This is a genomic window from Catonella morbi ATCC 51271, assembly GCF_000160035.2.
Classification (GTDB): domain Bacteria; phylum Bacillota; class Clostridia; order Lachnospirales; family Lachnospiraceae; genus Catonella; species Catonella morbi.
In genome coordinates this window covers 614,688-632,839 of sequence record NZ_KI535368.1, presented here as the reverse complement: position 1 = coordinate 632,839, position 18,152 = coordinate 614,688, and the positions used below count along the sequence as shown (strand labels likewise).

The following is an 18,152-nucleotide window of genomic DNA, read 5'->3' as shown; positions in this document are numbered from 1 at the left end:
TATATGAAAAAAATTATAAATAATCCGGAGGATGTGGTCAAAGAATCACTTGAAGGTATGCAGATGGCATATTGTGATACCTTAGATTACATACCTGAAAAAGAAGTAATAGTAAGAAAAACTGTAAAAGACAAGGTAGGAGTTATTTCGGGTGGAGGAGCCGGTCATGAACCTTTACATGCAGGTTTTGTAGGGAGAGGGATGCTTGATGCAGCAGTATCAGGGAATATATTTTCATCACCTAGTCCTGACAGAATAGAAGCAGCGGTAAACAGGGTTAATAAGGGGAAAGGAATATTATTTGTAATAAAAAATTATTCAGGTGATATTATGAACTTTGGACTTGCAGCAGATATGGCAGAACTGGAAGGAATACAGATTGAAAGTGTGGTAGTAAAAGATGATGTAGCAGTACAAGACAGTACATATTCTACAGGTAGAAGGGGAATAGCGGGAACTGTCTTTGTGCATAAAATAGCAGGAGCTATGGCAGAAACAGGTGCATCTTTAAGTGAAGTAGCGGGAGTGGCAAGAGAAGCTGTTTCTAATATAAGGAGTATGGGTATGGCCATGACACCATGTATACTTCCGGCAGTCGGGAAACCGGGATTTGTTTTAGAAGATGACGAGATTGAAATAGGTATGGGCATACATGGAGAACCCGGAATTGAAAAAACTAAGATTAAAACAGCCAAAGAGGTGGCGGAAATCCTTTTGGATAAAATTCTGAGTGACTATGATTATGACAACAGTGAGGTAGCTATTCTTGTAAACGGACTCGGCGGAACCCCTCTTATGGAGCTTTATATATTAAATCGTGAAGTACAAATATTGCTTAAAGAAAAAGGCATAAAGGTACATAAGACACTTGTAGGAAACTATACTACTTCACTTGATATGACCGGTTGCTCATTAACTCTTATGAAGCTGAATGATAAATTGAGATCACTGCTTGATGCTTCTTGTGATACTCCGGCATTAAAAATAGATTGAAAGGGGAAGGATTAAAATGGCATTCAGATTAACATCAAAAGATTATGCCGAATATATAGAAAGAGCATATAAAGTTATATATGATAACGGAGACTATGTTACAGACTTAGATTTAGCTACGGGTGACGGAGATCATTGGTCTAACTTAAATATGGGTTTTAAAAAGCTCGTTGAAGTAAAGACCGTACTTGAATCGCTAAGTATAAGTGATGAACTGAAGGAAATAGGGAAAATAATGATGGCTGTAATAGGAGGTTCTTCAGGTGTACTTTATGGAAGTGCATATATTGCAGCGGCGAAGGTAAGTGTTGATAAAGAATATCTTGATAATAATGGATTATATGAAATCCTTGAGGCTATGTTGGATGCGATAATGTCCAGAGGACAGGCAAAGCCGGGATTTAAAACAATGATAGACAGTCTGTATCCTGCGGTTGAAGAATATAAAAATTGTCTTGAAACAGGAGTCTCAGATGAGGAACTTTGTGACAGAGTAAAGAAAGCTGCTAAAGATGGAGCTGATAGTACATCGAATATGGAAGCAGTAAAAGGAAGAGCTACATATCAGGCAGATAAAGGGATTGGACATCTGGATCCCGGAGCAGTTACTATGTCATACCAGATATCAGAGCTGATGAATATCGCGAAAGAGAGAATAATATAGGCTGAGGTAAATAAATGTTACAGTCAAAAAGAGAGTTGTTAAAGGCAGCATTTGACGGTCAGGAAACAGATAGAATACCAATAGGATTTTGGCATCACTTCATTTTAGGGACGGAGCAGTTTCAAGGGCTTGAAAACGAAGATATCAGAGATAGAGCTGTTCTGGGTCATAAAAAGTATTATGAAACGGTAAATCCCGATATGATGAAGTTGATGAATGAGGGATTTATGGGTTATCCGCCTGTTATGGATAATGAGCTAAAAACAGGAGAAGATCTTTTAAGAATAAAAAGCATTGGAGAGGATCATCCATGGATTACAGAGCAGGTAAAGCATGTTAAAAAGCTAACTGATTTGTTTGGGAAAGAGGTTATGACTTTTTACAATGTGTTTGCACCGGTGCAGGTAATAAGAATAAGACTTGAGTTTTATGATTTAGATTTTGAAAGATTTGTATACCTAGCTGAAAATTTTCCTGAGGAACTTTACAAAGCAGGGATGGAAATACAAAAAGATCTTATGATTTTACTTAAGAAATTATTCAAAGAAACAAGTTTAGATGGTATATATTATTGTGTACAGAATATACAAAGTACTATGTATACAAAGGAAGTATATGACAGGTATATCAGACCTACAGAAATAGAGCTGCTAGAGCTGGCAAATCGCCTGAGCGATTATAATATACTTCATATTTGTGGATATGCCCATCATAAAAACGATCTGAAATTTTATATTGATTATAAGAGTAAAGCTTATAACTGGGCAGTATTTACAGAAGGAGTATCGCTTAGTGAGGGCAGGAAACTGTTTAAGGGAAAGTGTATATTAGGTGGTTTTGACAATAATCCGGATACTCTGATAGATACAGGGTCAAAAGAGGAAGTTGAAGCCTTTGCTAAAAAACTTATAAGAGAGAGCGGTTATAAAGGCTATATTCTGGGGGCTGACTGTTCGATACCAAATAGAATAGATGATGGACGTATCAGGTGGATTTCAGATATAGCAAATAAAGAATTGAATGAAAAATAGGAGGCGTTTATGGATGATAGAAAAAAAGTGGTAGAGGCATTTTTAAATAACGAAGAATCAGATAGGGTTGTAACTGCTTTCTGGCATCATTTTGTTTCATTTCATAATCATTATAACGGTGATGTAAAGGAAATATATGACGAAATATTAACTAAGCAGAAGAAATATATAGACGAGGTAAAGCCGGATTTACTGAAAATAATGTCAGATGGATTTTTTGGGCATCCTTCTGTGTGCAGTAAAGTAATTACAACTTTAGATGAATTAAGAGAAGTAAAGTCTGTAGGGGCTAATCATAACTGGATAAACAGACAAGTTGAGTATGTTAAAGAAGTCGCAGACTATGCAGGGGATAATGTATATAAATATTATAATATATTTTCCCCTTTACAGTACATAAGGCTTCGTTTTGAAGAATATGACGAAGATTTTAAGAAGTTTACCGGACTATTTAAAAAAGATAAGGATGTTATGACTCAAGCAGCAAAAAATATTGCAGAAGATATTAAAGTGCTTGTTAAAAGATTATTTGAAGAAACCTCTATTGATGGCATATATTATAGTGTACAATGTGTACAGGATAAGAGTTTTACAAAGGAAGTACACAAAGAGCTGGTTGAACCGCTTGATTTGGAAGTTCTTAATTATATAAATACATTCACGGATAATGTAATGCTGCATATTTGTGGTTATGCTAAATACACCAATAATCTTGAATGGTATGCAGATTACCCGGTGAAAGTTTTTAACTGGGCTATATATTCTGAAAATATTTCACTTGCAGAGGGGAAAAAAATATTTAAGGGAAAGCCAGTGTTAGGCGGATTTGATAATGCTCCGGGCAGTATTCTTTATGAAGCAAATGAAGATGAATTGAAAAAAGAAATATATAGGATACTCGATGAGACAGGGACAAAAGGAGTTGCACTTGGAGCAGACTGTACCGTAAGTGAAGATATTAAACCTGAAAGACTTGAATTTATTAGAAAAACAGCAGCTGAGTATAAAAACCGATAGAGTTGAAAGGAGGAGAGAACCATAGGAAGCAAATTATATTTAGATAAATTTGCTGAGGTTATATCAGATGTATTAGATACTGATGTCATTATTGTTGATACACATATGGTAATAATAGGGAGAAAATTTAACTATTTCTCGCTTTATAATAAAATAAATTATGGTTCTCTCATCTCTGTTGTTCTTACAAGTGGCAATAAGGTATGTATTAGTAATAAGGCAGGCGTACCAAGCTGTAAAAAATGTAAAGCATTCAAAGAATGTAAGATGAGAGGCTTTATAGGCATCCCCATTATATATGACAAAGAAGTTCTGGGTGTATTAGCACTAATACTTCAAAAAAGTAAATGTAAAAAAATGTTTGAGAAAATAGACTCGACAGTCACATTTATGGAGAACATGGCAAGCCTTATAGCAAAAAGAATTCATGAGCATAATGTTAGAAAGTCACTTAAAGCTAAAGTAAATCAAATCGAAACCATAATAAATATAATGCAGGATGCATTGGCATATACTGACCGTTTTGGGAACATAATATATAAAAATAAGGCTTTTCAGACAATTTTTGAGAAACAGGGAGATGTCACTAATGTGTGTGATATCTATCCTGAATTACAAAGAATAATAAGAAAAGGTAGGAAAATAGAGAATATAAAAATTTCTATCGAGTATAACAGGGTATATTTTTATGGAACATTAACTTGTGAACCGATACTTTCAAATGCATCAATTACTGACGAATTTTTATGTTGCTTCAGGTCTTACAGAAGTATACAGAGTGATTCAGTTCTGTTTGCAAGCGGAACTCTTGTTACTTTTTCATGGCTGTCAAAATATATAGGAAAAGAAATAACAGATAAAGCCAAAGAAATATCACAGGGGAATACCTCTATTTTAATTGAGAGTGATGACAATGCGATAAACGAATTGATTGCAAAAGCAATAATAAATTATTCTGACAGAAGGCTTCAGAATATGAAGGTAATATATATGCAAAATGTATATAGAGATTTGATGGATTCATTTTTGTTTGATGAGCATGGCTTGCTTTGGAGTATGGATAAAGGCACTATTGTTATTGTACAGCCGGAAAAAATGCTACTGCACATTCAGAACAAATTAGCGGAATATTTGAAGAATGAATATTCTATGATAAAATTGAACAAAAAATCCGAACCAAGTGTAAGAAGTATATTTTGTACAACTGAAAATCTGAGTGAACTTGTACGAGAGGGCTTATTCAGTAGGGCTCTATATGAACAGATAAGTAAGATAACATTAAAAAATGTCGAAACTGTTTACAATAATAAACTGTTATTTTCAAGATTTTTTGAAAGTGGAATAAAATACTATAATCGTATATATGGTAAAACTCATACAGATAAAACAGAAGATTTTTTTGAGGAACTTTGGAATAAAAGAAAAGAGTATGATTTAGGAATGCTGGAAACATTAATTGAAGTTTTTGTGAAAGATGGGAAAGATAAAATTAAAAATTCAGATGAAGAAGCTATAAGTTTTACTAACAAGGAGATAGAGAAATACAGATTAAAAGAGCTATTGGTTAAAGGAATGTCTAAGAAGGATATTTGCAGGATATTAGGTTATTCTAGAAGCACTCTTTACAGAAAAATTAAAAAATATAAATTTGAGGAGTTTGGGTAATAAAATGGAGAAAGATAGCAAGATATATAAGGCATATACAGATATTCTTAAAGAAGAATTAAAGGCGGCAATGGGCTGCACAGAGCCTATATCGCTTGCATACGCAGGCTCACTTGTGAGAAAATTTCTGGGGTTAATTCCAGATAGGATGAATGTACAAGTAAGTGGCAGTATAATTAAAAATGTAAAGTCAGTAGTTATTCCAAACACAGGTGGTTTGAAGGGTATTAAAGCTGCAGTGGCAGCAGGTATAATAGCAGGTGATGCTGAAAAAGAGTTGGAAGTTATATCAGAAGTTTCTGAGAGTGAAAAAGCTGAAATTAAAAAATATTCTGAAAATTCAGAAATAAATGTAGAGCATTTAAAAGACTCAGAACTTTTTGAGATTATTATAAGAGCTGAAAATAAAGAATCGTATGTAAAGGTTCATATTGTAAATACACATACTAATGTAATATTAATAGAAAAAGATGGGGAAATATTATTTTCTAAAAAAGAAGAAATAAGTGGTGATAAGTATCGTGATGATAGGCAGTTACTTAACATGGAAGATATATGGGAATTTATCCAGACGGTAGATATTGAAGATATCAAGCCTATACTAAAAAATCAGGCAGAGTGTAATTTTGCTATAGCACGAGAAGGAATGGAGCATGATTACGGTGCCAATATAGGCAAGATTCTACTTAGAATGTATGAAGAGGATGTTAAAACGAAAGCAAAAGCTATGGCAGCAGCAGGTTCTGATGCGAGAATGAGTGGTTGTGAGCTGCCGGTGGTAATCAATTCAGGAAGTGGCAATCAGGGGATAACGGTTTCTGTTCCGGTAATCGTTTATGCCAATGAATTAAAATGCTCTGAAGACAAGCTGTATAGGGCTTTGGCATTATCAAATCTTACAGCTATTCATCAGAAGAGCTTTATTGGTACTCTTTCAGCATATTGCGGAGCTGTTAGTGCAGGTGTAGGTAGCGGGGCGGGAATCGCATATTTGCAAGGAGCCACACTTTCAGAGGTAGAAGATACTATTATTAATGCTTTGGCAATAACATCGGGAATTATATGTGATGGTGCCAAAGCTTCCTGTGCAGCCAAAATAGCTGCCTCAGTTGATGCAGGAATTATGGGATTTAATATGAGTAAAGAAGGACAGCGTTTTAAGGGTGGAGATGGCATTGTTACAGATGATGTGGAGTCTACTATTAAGAATGTAGGAAGACTTGGAAAAGAAGGAATGAAAGAGACTAATGATGAAATTATAAGTATGATGATAGGGGAGTAGAGAATATCAATGTTACCTTTACTTTTTCAACAGGAAGAAACTTTGATGAGATTAAGAGAATTATATTTGCGCTTCAAAAGGCAGATGCAGACAACAGTACAACACCTGCTGACTGGCGCCCGGGTGATGATGTTATCGTGCCAACCGTAGGAAGCTGTGGAACTGCTAAGGAACGCATGGAAAATCAGGCTGATGAGCAGTATTGCTTGGATTGGTTCCCTTGCTTTAGAAAAGAAAAATAATATAATTAAATAGCATTAGAACTCCCTGCCGATATTCAAGTTGGCAGGGAGTTCTAATGTATTGAAAAATAATTCTGAACATGATATATAATCATGTTCAGAGAAAGGCAGGATATTATGGAAAGAAAAGTAAAAATAGAACTTACGAACCTTTGCCTTATATATGATGAGGAGAGGGTGCTTGTACAGGAAAAGGTTGGAACAGGTTATGAGAAAGGCTTGGTATTTCCGGGAGGCCATGTTGAAGATGGTGAATCTTTGAGGGATTCGGTAATAAGAGAGGTAAAAGAAGAAACAGGTCTTACAATTTCTAACCCACAGCCTTGTGGTTATAAAGATTGGATATTAAAAGACGGGACTAGATATTTAGTATTACTGTATAAGACTAATCAATACACCGGAAAGATAAAAAATTCTGATGAAGGGCGTGTATTTTGGCTTGACAGAAGGGATATTCCAACTGCAAATCTGATATGGAATATGAGAGAACTTATGGAGATATTTGAAACAGATAATTATAGCGAGTTTTTTTGTAGGGAAGGAATAGATATTATGCCTGATAGGAGAAATTTGTTGGGATAGAAGTGGAATTATGTTATGATAAATGACATAGTGAAATGATTGTTCAATAAGATAAGTATAATTTTTAGGAGGCGACATTATGGCGATTAGTGCAATTGATGCGGTGTGGATTGCAGCAGCCGCATTGGCTACCAAAGCAACCTCAAGGAAAAAAAGTAAGTTTAATTTGCGGGATGTTTGTTTTGAGGCGTCAACCATATTGGATTTGGCAAAACAAATTACGGAAGAGGAGATAGATATTTCAACTGTGTTATCATCTGCGACTGCTAATACAGAGGATTCAAAAGCTAATTATTTGGTTGATGAAAATGGATTGCGCCGAGTCTCATACATGGGTGAATTTTCAGGGGTTAAAGAGTGTCCAATAACCAACGTCATTAACGAAGGTAGACAATATCAAGTAATACAAAAGCTAGCAGATACAACAAGAATATTTGAGTTTATGAACCGCGAGTATACCGATCGATTTAAAAAAGGTTTTTTGGATCTTGGAAAATCAAAGGAATACACTAACATAGATTATTTGGGTGTATTAGACTATTTGAAAAATAATCGTGGAATTCAGTATTCAAATCCGGAAGCGCCCGGAATTACACAATTAGAGAAAGAACGATTATTGGCTGTAAGGGAAAAAGGTCGAAATGCAGTAAATGAAATGAAAAAGATGGCTAGGCTTTGTAAAGAAAAATATGGGTTGAATAAATGTGAACCAATTTCATGGCTCGATGGTTCAAACACTAGAACGAGAACTTATTTATGGGCTCAGATGAAATACAGTTCATATGGAAACAGACCGGAAAGTATATCCTTGTTTGTTGATATGTCTGATGTGACAAATAGACCAAGATATCGATTTGGTTTAGAACTTAAGAATGATGGTTCAGATGAGGAAGCAGTAGTAAATTATCATAGATACCTTGAGTTGCCGATGAAAGCTGAGAGTAAGTTGGTTTATATGTCAGGAAGTAATAAATTTGGACATCCGGTTATGTTAGAAGAAGATGTGGATACAATTAAAGCAAAGATTGCAGATGGTACATATAAGAAAGTTCAGCTTTGTAGAGTGGTTGATTTTGATGAAACACTTACGAATGATAAAATTGAGCAGTCTATGTTGGAAGGAATAGAAGAGCTAATTCCATTTTATGATTATGTATTAGGTATTGAGAAAATGGAACACAGACCTTCTCAGGGTAAATATAAAGGTGGTGATGATGGAATGAATGAAGTTGAGTTTGATAAAAATTTAATTTTATATGGACCTCCCGGAACAGGAAAAACATATAATACTGCAATATATGCTGTAGCAATTTGCGATGAAAAGAGCCTTGCAGAAGTTGAGGCTATGCCTTATGAAAATGTGTTAGAGCGTTACAGAGAATTAAAAAACAAAGAAAAAAGAATTGCATTTACAACCTTCCATCAGTCATACGGTTATGAAGAGTTTATAGAAGGCATTAAGCCTAAAACAGATAGTGATTCAAATGATATTGAGTATACAATAAAGGATGGAATATTCAAAGAATTTTGTGATCGAGCAGGACAGAAGAAGGTTGAAACTGCCGGAATAAAAATTAGAGATGGTGCTCGTATCTGGAGTGTAATTCTTGGTGGCAATGAAAAACCGAACTTAAAGCAGATTTGTTTTGATGAAGGAACTATTAGGATTGGCTGGGATAAATGGCCGGACAAAATAACAGAAGAAACTGAAAATCTAAATGATATAGAGCGCCGAATCTTACTGAATTTTCAAGATGAAATGGAAATAGGTGACCTTGTTGTTGCTCACTCAACAGCTAGTGATGTTGATGGTGTAGGAATAGTTTATGGGGAACCAGAAATAGACAATTCGGTAGAAGGTTATCCAAGAAAGCGTAAAGTCAAATGGATTTATAAGGGAAAGGACATTGATATTATTGAACTTAATGGTGGAACAAGACTTGATAGAAAATCTGTGTATGAATTAAATCGAGTCAATGTAAGTGAACTATTAAGTAAAATCCCGACAAATTCTGATGCTGAAGTTGAAGATGAGACTAGGCCGTATGTATTTATTATTGATGAAATAAATCGTGGTAATATTTCTAAGATTTTTGGCGAGCTGATTACCTTGATTGAGTCTACGAAGAGGAAGGGTGCTTTAGAAGCAATGGAGGCTATTTTACCATATTCTAAGAAACCATTTGGAGTGCCTGATAATGTTTATATTATAGGCACAATGAATACTGCTGATAGATCAATTGCGCTTATGGATACAGCTCTGCGTCGTCGCTTCCGATTTATTGAAAAAATGCCGGATGCAAATGTACTTAGAAAAATTGGTGCAGATAGGGTTAATGAAGCAGGCATAGAACTGGATGTGGCATCTATGCTGGAATGTATAAATAAACGTATTGAGTATTTGTTTGATAGAGAACACACTATTGGGCATGCGTTCTTTACAGGACTCAAAGCTGAACCCACAGTAGCTAAATTAGCTGATATTTTCAAGAAATCAGTTATTCCTTTACTTCAGGAATATTTCTATGAAGATTATAGTAAGATTATGCTCGTTTTGGGAGATAACGGAAAAGAGAATGATAGTCATAAATTTATTCTTGCAACGGAAACAAAATCAAATGCAATTTTTAGAGGTGATACATCAGATATTGATATTCCGGATTATTCGCATCGAATCCAGGAGTTTGCCTTTAATAACATTATGAGTTATATTGAAATTATGGGTTAAGGGAGATTGTGAGAACATGGGTGAACTCTTAGAAGTGCGAGAATTTGAAACTATTATCGGCAATAAAGATTTTAAGGATCAATATAGATGTATGGATAAAAGCATCTTTTCTGGTTTGATTGAGTTCATCCATGCCTTTGATTATGGTGAAGAAGAGTCTGACATACTGGATTTTATTAAAATCGGATACAGGAGAAATATTGGAGAGACAGTAACTTTCAAAAATTATGTTGGGCTTATTCAAGTGAAGAATAATTATCAGATACAGGTTCTTCCAAAGATAGAATTTGCTAAGGGCGAAAAAGATGAGACGAAGCGGGTATTTATGAGAATGCTTCGTAGTATGAAGGATTTTCCCAGTAAAGTATTTACAAATGCAAACCTTAAAATGGATCGCATGAACCTATACGAAATATTCATTAATATGTATATTCAGGAAGTCAGACAGCTTGTAAAGCACGGAATAAAATCATCATATGTAGGGCAAGAAGATAATCTTATGGTATATAAAGGAAAGCTCATTGTGAATGAACATATAAAACACAATCTGACTCATAAGGAGCGATTTTATGTAGGATTTGATGAGTATCAGGTGAATCGGGCAGAAAATAAACTAATCAAATCTACACTATTAAAACTACAAAAATTAACTACCAGTGTAGAAAATTCAAAGGAAATAAGGCAACTGCTCACAGCATTTGAGCTAGTTGAATCTTCGATAAACTATGACAAGGATTTTTCTAAGATAGTTACTGATAGGAGTACAAAAGAATATGAAATGCTAATTAAGTGGTCAAAGGTATTTCTTAAAAATAAAAGTTTTACTACATTTTCGGGAACAGAATCAGCCAGAGCTTTGATGTTTCCAATGGAAAAAGTATTTGAAGCCTATGTAGCAAAATTTATGAAAAAAGTATTTAGTAGAATAGGATGGGAAGTGTCTGCTCAGGATAAAGGTCATTATTTGTTTAATTCATTAAATGGAGAAAATCATAAAAGATTTGCACTTAGACCGGATCTCGTGGTTACAAAAAATGATGAAAATAAAAGTGTAATTATTCTTGATACAAAATGGAAGAGTTTGGTGAATGATAAAGGAACCAATTACGGAATTTCTCAGGCTGATATGTATCAGATGTATGGGTATTCAAAAAAGTATGGTACGTCAGAGATATGGTTATTGTATCCGGTAAATGATGCAATGAGAGACTGCGGTACAATCAAGTTTGATAGCGGTGATGGTGTAACAGTATCTTTATTTTTTGTTGATGTTGCTAATATTGAAAAAAGTATGGAAGATTTATTGGGGAGATTAAATAGGAATGAAAGAACTTTTTGAATCAAACTCGGAAAAACGTGGAATGAAGTATAACGAAGAGAATATAGGAATAAAGAGATATTGAGAATCTAAATATCAATCAATGGTTAATAATAGTGAAGATGATAAAACTGTATCAGAACTTTCAAACGGAATAAAGCTTTCTCCTGCTGCCTGTGATATTTTGATAAAGGGAATTACGGAAGAAAATTTTCAACAGTGTTTGCAATTAAAAGCAAGTGTTCCGGACAGCCAATTTGTCGATACGGTAGAGTATTCGCTAGCCGAAGCATGGCTTTATTATAAAGACATGAAACCTTTTGCAATCTATCTTGGTAGTAACATAATAGGGTTTGTTTCTATGTATATCGGAGAAGAAAATTATCAAATAATTAATTTTTTGATTGATGATATGTATCGGGGAGCCGGAATAGGTACAAAAGCTGCAAAAATCTGTATTGATTATTTAAGTAAAAGCTATGGTGCAAAAAGGATATCTGTTCCGGTACATGAACGTCATTTGGCTGCATGTAAGTTCTGGAAAAAGCTGGGATTTGGATTATCGGACAGCATTGAAGACAGCTATATTTATATGCGTCTGGAATTGTAAGTGATTAATATCGGATTTGTTAAAATAGGTATTGACCTTACAGCGAACTGCAATGATATAACCATTTCAGAAAGGAGGTACATGATATGACGATTAAGGAATTTGCCTGTCTCTGTGGCTGTAACCCTCAGACACTTCGTTACTATGATCATGTAAATCTACTGAAACCGGTTAAAGTTGATAAGTGGTCAGGATACAGATTTTATGAGGAGGAACAGGCTCTTGCTTTTGTTAAAATAAAAAATCTGCAAAAAGCAGGATTTACAATAGATGAGATAAAAGGGCTCCTTGATAAGGATAATCTTGTAATCTATCAGGCTTTCGAAAAAAAGATAGCTGAAGAAGAAAAAAGATTGCAGGAAATCAAAGACATCCAAAGGTCATATCAGACTGAAATGAATAATATTAGGGAAAAAATCAATGAAGCAAGAAAAAGAATTACAGAGACAATGCAGGACTATGATCCATCAGAGGAATTTGGAATTGATGCATTAGAGTATGAAGATATCATTGGTAGTGTGAATAATTTTTTTGATAATATCATTGTTTCAGACACAGGTAAGTTTGACTATGAAGAATTTCAAAGAGGGGAAGAGGCAGCAGAAGGGAAAGAGTATCTCAACTTACTTAATAATCCTGACTATGAGGTTGTCTATGAAAAACATGGCTGGGACAATGCCAAAGATTTTCTTGATGAATTTAATGACATTAAAGATAAACTGGAATATGCCCTGTATTTTCGTATAAATGAGTCCAAAGAGGCTTCTACTATGGCTTTTGCAAATACCCTGCTTGGAATATTGATTGCAAGAAATACTGATAAGGAGAGCAACTTTACCTGCAATATTGAGAAGTCTGAGGATGATAAAAATCATTTTTGGCTTTTAAGACATAGATAGCAAACCGCCATATGCTAGGCTACAGTGCGGAGGCTGTCTTAGCACTTATGTGGTTTTATAGGAGGGATTATGGCATATAGCGAGCTATTAAAGAACTTTAACAAAATACGTGACTATATGAGGGAATTTTATGTTTACGGATTCAAAAGCAGGGATGAGTTTACCGGAAAAAGCACCCGCTCTTACGATGATGAACGCCGCCGACTTGAGAGCTGGCTTGGAGAATATATGCGATTTCGTCATACTCCCGCCGGTAAAAATGTGTTCATTTCCATAGACAGCCGAGAATCTTACCATAATCCTTTATTTAAGGCTTGGAAGGCAAAAAGCTTTACGGATGGGGACATTACTCTTCATTTCATACTTTTTGACATTCTTTGTAACTCTGAAGTAAGTCTTACAATAGATGAAATAATAACGGAGATAGACAGATACTTGGCAAAGTTTGTAAAGCCCAGAATGTTTGATGAATCTACAATCAGAAAGAAACTGAAAGAATATGCTATGCAAGGCCTAATAATTACGGAAAGAAAAGGAAGAGCGATGTATTACAGGAGAGCAGATGATTTTGACTTACCGAATCCGGATATGCTTGATTTCTTTTCAGAGGTGTTGCCCTGTGGGGTGATTGGCTCCTTCCTGCTTGATAAAGCAGAAGCCCACGAAAGCAGATTTGCATTCAAGCACCATTATATCACAGGGGCTATGGACAGTGAGGTCATTTACTTAATTTTTAATGCCTTAAGAGAGAAACGAAGCGTAAGCCTTGAGATGATAAGCAGAAATAAGAATAAAACTACTAAAACCCAGGTAGTGCCGCTGAAGCTCTTGATAAGCGTACAGAGCGGTAGAAGCTATCTGATGGCATATTCGTCCAAGTTTAACAGGATTAATTCCTTTAGGACGGACAATATCATCTCCGTAAAGGCCGAAAATGTAAGTGAGAGATTTGATGAACTCCGTGAGAAGCTCGCAGGAATGCTTCCCCATATGTGGGGTGTAAGTACTCAAAGCACATCAGGTGCCAGAATGGAAGAGGTCTCTTTTACCATTCATTATAAGGATGACGAACAGTATATCATTAATCGATTAGAAAGAGAGAAACGCTTCGGAACGGTAGAGCATATTGACAGTAATACTGCCAGATTTTCGATGACAGTGTTTGATTCCGGGGAATTGATTCCGTGGATCAGGACATTTATAGGAAGAATAACGGAGATTCATTTTTCAGATAAAATCCTCGAAGAGCAATTCAGGAAAGATATAAATGATATGTATGCATTATATGGAATCGGAGGTGATGAGTAAATGATTTTTTCCGAAGTTTACGGTGCATATTATAATACTGTGGCTGCTGTGATTAAAAAGGCGGTAAGACATCCTGTTTCGGAGGCGGAAATAAGGGAAATCATTGAAAAACAGGCCTTTGGTGAAAGTAAAGCAGTAATTCCGGAAGCAATAAAAAGTGAGAGATGGCAGTTAATAACTAAGGATGGAATGACACCGATAAAAAACAATCCGTCTTTGCCCTTGTCTCTTTTACAGAAGCAGTGGTTAAAGGCAGTTGCCTGTGATCAAAGAATCAGATTATTTGGCGATATAGATATAGATTTTACTGATGTAGAGCCATTATTTCGTCCTGAGGATATATTTGTGTTTGACAGTTGTAATGATGGTGACAATTATTCGGATGAGGATTATATTGCCAACTTCAGACTTATTCTTGATGCAATAAAACAGCAGTATCCACTCAGTATAGATGTAAAAAACAGAAGGGGAGAAGCCGCAAATCGGACTATATTGCCTAAGTATCTGGAGTACTCAGAAAAAGATGATAAATTCAGACTGATTGGTGCGGGAGAGAAATTTGGTCTGACAATCAATCTAGGAAGGATAATAAGCTGCAGGAGGTGTGACAATCCACCGGGAATAAAGAGTATGAAACATAATAAGGCTCTGCCTCGCAGAGTTGTCCTTGAACTGACAGATAGCAGAAATGTACTTGAGAGAGTACTTCTTCATTTTGCACACTTTAAAAAAACAGCAGAAAGAATTGATAAAAACAGATATGCCATTACGATTCATTATGATAAAGAGGATGAGACAGAAGTAGTAATCAGAGTTCTTTCATTCGGACCTTTGGTTAAAGCCACAGCACCGGAGCATTTTATAAATTTGATAAAACATAGACTAATCAGCCAGAAAAGTTGTGAGCAGTAGGTGTTCGCAACTTTTTTTCCGTGAATAATCATTTTTGAAAAGGTAAAATGATATTGTAAATAAGATAACTTATATCCACTGAAATATTATTTAGCCTAAATGATTCACAAAGCATCTTGTGAAATATAGTAATCAAGCAGAAGGCGTGAAATTACGATTATTAACAAGATGTTTGATAACATCACCCCATAGTCGCAGACCGAAAACTGCTTATCCTGCTGTACTATGTAGAATAAGAGGTCTGTACCTATGCTGTGAATAATTGGGGGTTAGAAAGGACTGAGATTATGTTAGAGATTAAAGGAAAAATGAATACTGCAATCTGTTATGCAAAGGTTGTTGAAGATGTGGCTATAGAACAGATTAAAAGGATGTGTGACTATGAACTGACTGCCGGAAACAAGGTAAGAATAATGCCTGATGTACACGCAGGTAAGGGCTGTACAATAGGAACTACAATGACAGTTACGGATAAGGCCTGCCCTAATATTGTGGGCGTAGACATTGGTTGCGGGATGTATACCGTAAAACTTGCCGACAAGAGCCTTGACTTTGAGAAAATAGATGAGGCCTGCCACTATATTCCATCCGGCAGGAACGTATGGGATGGGCGTAAGGAGAGATTTGATATACAGGAACTGAAATGCTATCGTGCGCTAAAGGATACAAAGAGACTGGCACGCTCCTTAGGTACGCTTGGGGGAGGAAACCATTTTATAGAGATAGATAAGGCAGCAGATGGTACACATTATCTGGTAATCCACTCAGGAAGCAGGAACCTTGGAAAGCAGGTTGCGGAAATTTATCAGCAGCTTGCAATAGATCTTCATGCAGGAAAAGAGGATTATTTTATAAGAAGAGAGGAAATTATCCGTACATATAAAGAAGCGGGCAGACGGGCAGAGATACAGGATGCATTAAAGGAACTGGCTAAAGAATACACTGCCAAGACTCCTGATGTTCCTGAAGACCTTTGCTGGTTGTACGGTTCTTTTCTTGGAGACTATTTGCATGATGTAGAAATATGCCAGAGATTTGCCTGCAAAAATAGGGAAATAATGGCAGAAACTATACTGGAAAGGACAGGTATGTCTAAAGAAGAAGGATTTCATACAATCCATAACTACATAGATACGAATGAGATGATTCTTCGTAAAGGTGCAATAGCAGCCCATAAAGGCGAGAGGGTACTTATACCTATAAATATGAGAGACGGCTCGGTAATCGCTGTGGGCAAAGGCAACCCTGAATGGAATTATTCAGCGCCTCATGGGGCAGGACGTATTATGTCCAGAGGAAAGGCAAAGGAAAACTTAAGTTTGGAAGAATACAGGGCTTCCATGGAAGGCATATATACAACTTCCGTAAATGAGAACACCCTTGATGAAGCACCTATGGTGTATAAATCCCTTGATGATATTCTGGATGTTATTAACGAGGCGGTGGATATAGTAGATATTATAAAGCCTGTTTATAATTTTAAGGCAGGGGAAGATGAAAAGCCTTGGGAGAAGAGAGGGAAAAATGATAAATACTTTTTGGAATATAATCCTAAAAACAACTAAAAAATAATTGTTTTTGGCATAAAACTCAAAAACTTTACAAAACATATGAGTAGTGTTATCATTGTTGTAAGGGGGTGCAGAATGATAATTAGAGAAGAATACCTGAATAAACTAAAGGTACTTAAGAATAAGAATATTATTAAGATTGTAACAGGAATCAGAAGATGTGGAAAATCAACATTATTACTTCAGTTTAGGGACTGGCTGATAGAACACGGTGTTAAGAAATCTCAGATAATTTTGATTAATTTTGAAGATTTGGAGTATGAGGACTTAACCGATTATAAAAGCCTCCATAAATATATTAAAGAACGCTTGAAGAAAAATGTTAAGACCTATGTTTTCCTGGATGAAATTCAAAGTGTATATAAGTTTCCCAAAGTATTGAATAGTCTTCAGTTAAATCCTGATGTAGATTTGTATGTGACCGGTTCCAATGCCTATATGCTTTCAAGCGAAATAGCTACACTTATATCGGGAAGATATATTCAGATTGAAATGCTTCCCTTGTCATTTAAGGAATATTGTATTGCCAAGGATGGCTTTGAAGACAGAATAACAAAATACACTGATTACTTGTCATCAAGTTCATTTCCTTATGTATTAGAACTGGATTCCAATCCTAATATAATCAGAGATTATTTGGAAAGTATCTATAACACGATTGTAATTAAAGATATTATGAATCGAAAACAGGTAACAGATTCAATGATGCTTCAAAGTGTTTTGAAATTTATCTTTGACAACATCGGTAATCCGCTTTCTACAAAAAAAATAGCTGATACAATGTCTTCCGATGTCAGAAAGATTGACTCTAAAACAATAGAAAAATATCTTACCGCTCTTAAGGAGTCCTATATTATTTATCAGGCAAAAAGGTATGATATAAAAGGAAAACAATATCTCAAGACATTGGATAAATATTATGTGATTGATATCGGACTTCGATATATGCTTCTTGGTAAACGCGGTATGGATGCGGGGTATATTCTTGAAAACATAGTTTATCTTGAACTGCTTCGGAGGGACTATGATGTATATGTAGGAAAAGCAGATTCATTTGAAGTAGATTTTGTTGCACAGAATCAGGATGGCAATCATTATTATCAGGTTGCATTGACTGTAAGAGATGAAACTACATTAGCCAGAGAAATAAGACCGCTTCAAATGCTTCAGGATGATTATCCCAAAGTAATACTTACATTGGATGATGACCCATCAAGAGATATTGAAGGTATCAAAATAATAAATGTGAGAGATTGGCTGTTAGGATTGAATAGGTAGTTAAGAGTGAAAAAATGTTTTTTAGTTGTAACGTTATTTTTGTGGAAAAAAA

16 protein-coding genes are annotated in these 18,152 nt (G+C 35.4%); all 16 read left to right on the top strand.

Annotation, left to right across the window (positions count from 1 at the left end; all coding sequences use genetic code 11):
* Positions 1 to 3: 3 nt before the first annotated feature.
* The 16 genes from dhaK (at position 4) to GCWU000282_RS09795 (ending at position 18,100) form a co-directional block, all read left to right on the top strand.
* Complete coding sequence (dhaK, locus tag GCWU000282_RS09865) at positions 4 to 993, top strand: dihydroxyacetone kinase subunit DhaK (protein WP_035040209.1); 990 nt, start codon at positions 4 to 6, stop codon at positions 991 to 993.
* Positions 994 to 1,009: 16 nt separating this feature from the next.
* A complete protein-coding gene (dhaL, locus tag GCWU000282_RS09860) occupies positions 1,010 to 1,657 on the top strand; it encodes a dihydroxyacetone kinase subunit DhaL (protein WP_023354964.1) in 648 nt (215 codons plus the stop codon).
* Positions 1,658 to 1,671: 14 nt separating this feature from the next.
* Complete coding sequence (locus GCWU000282_RS09855) at positions 1,672 to 2,688, top strand: uroporphyrinogen decarboxylase family protein (protein WP_023354963.1); 1,017 nt, start codon at positions 1,672 to 1,674, stop codon at positions 2,686 to 2,688.
* A 9-nt stretch (positions 2,689 to 2,697) separates the two neighbouring features.
* Positions 2,698 to 3,705 (top strand): uroporphyrinogen decarboxylase/cobalamine-independent methonine synthase family protein, encoded by a 1,008-nt coding sequence (locus GCWU000282_RS09850; RefSeq protein WP_023354962.1) that lies wholly within the window; start codon positions 2,698 to 2,700, stop codon positions 3,703 to 3,705.
* 21 nt (positions 3,706 to 3,726) lie between these two features.
* A complete protein-coding gene (locus tag GCWU000282_RS09845; protein WP_035040206.1) occupies positions 3,727 to 5,370 on the top strand; it encodes a sigma 54-interacting transcriptional regulator in 1,644 nt (547 codons plus the stop codon).
* 4 nt (positions 5,371 to 5,374) lie between these two features.
* Positions 5,375 to 6,652 (top strand): L-cysteine desulfidase family protein, encoded by a 1,278-nt coding sequence (locus tag GCWU000282_RS09840; protein WP_023354960.1) that lies wholly within the window; start codon positions 5,375 to 5,377, stop codon positions 6,650 to 6,652.
* Between the two features lie 5 nt (positions 6,653 to 6,657).
* Positions 6,658 to 6,894 carry a hypothetical protein gene (locus tag GCWU000282_RS17525; RefSeq protein ID WP_334291343.1) on the top strand — a complete coding sequence of 79 codons (237 nt, stop codon included), beginning with the start codon at positions 6,658 to 6,660 and terminating at the stop codon, positions 6,892 to 6,894.
* A gap of 117 nt (positions 6,895 to 7,011) precedes the next feature.
* Entirely contained in the window at positions 7,012 to 7,476 is a 465-nt protein-coding gene (locus GCWU000282_RS09835; RefSeq protein ID WP_207637280.1) for an 8-oxo-dGTP diphosphatase, read from the top strand.
* Positions 7,477 to 7,555: 79 nt separating this feature from the next.
* Positions 7,556 to 10,204, top strand: coding sequence for an AAA family ATPase (locus tag GCWU000282_RS17275; protein WP_023354958.1), 2,649 nt, complete (start codon positions 7,556 to 7,558; stop codon positions 10,202 to 10,204).
* A complete protein-coding gene (locus GCWU000282_RS09825; protein WP_023354957.1) occupies positions 10,188 to 11,543 on the top strand; it encodes an McrC family protein in 1,356 nt (451 codons plus the stop codon). Before GCWU000282_RS17275 ends, GCWU000282_RS09825 begins: the two co-directional genes overlap by 17 nt.
* Positions 11,544 to 11,625: 82 nt before the next feature.
* Positions 11,626 to 12,132 (top strand): GNAT family N-acetyltransferase, encoded by a 507-nt coding sequence (locus tag GCWU000282_RS09820; RefSeq protein WP_023354956.1) that lies wholly within the window; start codon positions 11,626 to 11,628, stop codon positions 12,130 to 12,132.
* An 86-nt stretch (positions 12,133 to 12,218) separates the two neighbouring features.
* Positions 12,219 to 13,031, top strand: a complete 813-nt coding sequence (locus tag GCWU000282_RS09815) for a MerR family transcriptional regulator (protein WP_023354955.1) — start codon at positions 12,219 to 12,221, stop codon at positions 13,029 to 13,031.
* 69 nt (positions 13,032 to 13,100) lie between these two features.
* Positions 13,101 to 14,339 (top strand): helix-turn-helix transcriptional regulator, encoded by a 1,239-nt coding sequence (locus GCWU000282_RS09810; protein ID WP_023354954.1) that lies wholly within the window; start codon positions 13,101 to 13,103, stop codon positions 14,337 to 14,339.
* Positions 14,340 to 15,251 carry a WYL domain-containing protein gene (locus tag GCWU000282_RS09805; protein WP_023354953.1) on the top strand — a complete coding sequence of 304 codons (912 nt, stop codon included), beginning with the start codon at positions 14,340 to 14,342 and terminating at the stop codon, positions 15,249 to 15,251. It abuts the gene before it with no gap.
* A gap of 287 nt (positions 15,252 to 15,538) precedes the next feature.
* The gene (locus GCWU000282_RS09800; RefSeq protein ID WP_035040448.1) at positions 15,539 to 16,816 is read left to right on the top strand and encodes an RNA-splicing ligase RtcB; all 1,278 of its coding nucleotides are present in this window, start codon (positions 15,539 to 15,541) and stop codon (positions 16,814 to 16,816) included.
* A gap of 81 nt (positions 16,817 to 16,897) precedes the next feature.
* Positions 16,898 to 18,100, top strand: coding sequence for an ATP-binding protein (locus GCWU000282_RS09795; protein ID WP_023354951.1), 1,203 nt, complete (start codon positions 16,898 to 16,900; stop codon positions 18,098 to 18,100).
* Positions 18,101 to 18,152 lie beyond the last annotated feature (52 nt).

Excerpts from the sequence above, each read along its gene's own strand:
- GCWU000282_RS17275 (WP_023354958.1), top strand. The coding sequence starts at position 7,556 with ATGGCGATTAGTGCAATTGATGCGGTGTGGATTGCAGCAGCCGCATTG.
- GCWU000282_RS09840 (WP_023354960.1), top strand. The coding sequence starts at position 5,375 with ATGGAGAAAGATAGCAAGATATATAAGGCATATACAGATATTCTTAAA.
- GCWU000282_RS09835 (WP_207637280.1), top strand. The coding sequence starts at position 7,012 with ATGGAAAGAAAAGTAAAAATAGAACTTACGAACCTTTGCCTTATATAT.
- dhaL (WP_023354964.1), top strand. The coding sequence starts at position 1,010 with ATGGCATTCAGATTAACATCAAAAGATTATGCCGAATATATAGAAAGA.
- GCWU000282_RS09810 (WP_023354954.1), top strand. The coding sequence starts at position 13,101 with ATGGCATATAGCGAGCTATTAAAGAACTTTAACAAAATACGTGACTAT.
- GCWU000282_RS09820 (WP_023354956.1), top strand. The coding sequence starts at position 11,626 with ATGGTTAATAATAGTGAAGATGATAAAACTGTATCAGAACTTTCAAAC.
- GCWU000282_RS09805 (WP_023354953.1), top strand. The coding sequence starts at position 14,340 with ATGATTTTTTCCGAAGTTTACGGTGCATATTATAATACTGTGGCTGCT.
- GCWU000282_RS09795 (WP_023354951.1), top strand. The coding sequence starts at position 16,898 with ATGATAATTAGAGAAGAATACCTGAATAAACTAAAGGTACTTAAGAAT.
- GCWU000282_RS09850 (WP_023354962.1), top strand. The coding sequence starts at position 2,698 with ATGGATGATAGAAAAAAAGTGGTAGAGGCATTTTTAAATAACGAAGAA.
- GCWU000282_RS09855 (WP_023354963.1), top strand. The coding sequence starts at position 1,672 with ATGTTACAGTCAAAAAGAGAGTTGTTAAAGGCAGCATTTGACGGTCAG.
- dhaK (WP_035040209.1), top strand. The coding sequence starts at position 4 with ATGAAAAAAATTATAAATAATCCGGAGGATGTGGTCAAAGAATCACTT.
- GCWU000282_RS09815 (WP_023354955.1), top strand. The coding sequence starts at position 12,219 with ATGACGATTAAGGAATTTGCCTGTCTCTGTGGCTGTAACCCTCAGACA.
- GCWU000282_RS09800 (WP_035040448.1), top strand. The coding sequence starts at position 15,539 with ATGTTAGAGATTAAAGGAAAAATGAATACTGCAATCTGTTATGCAAAG.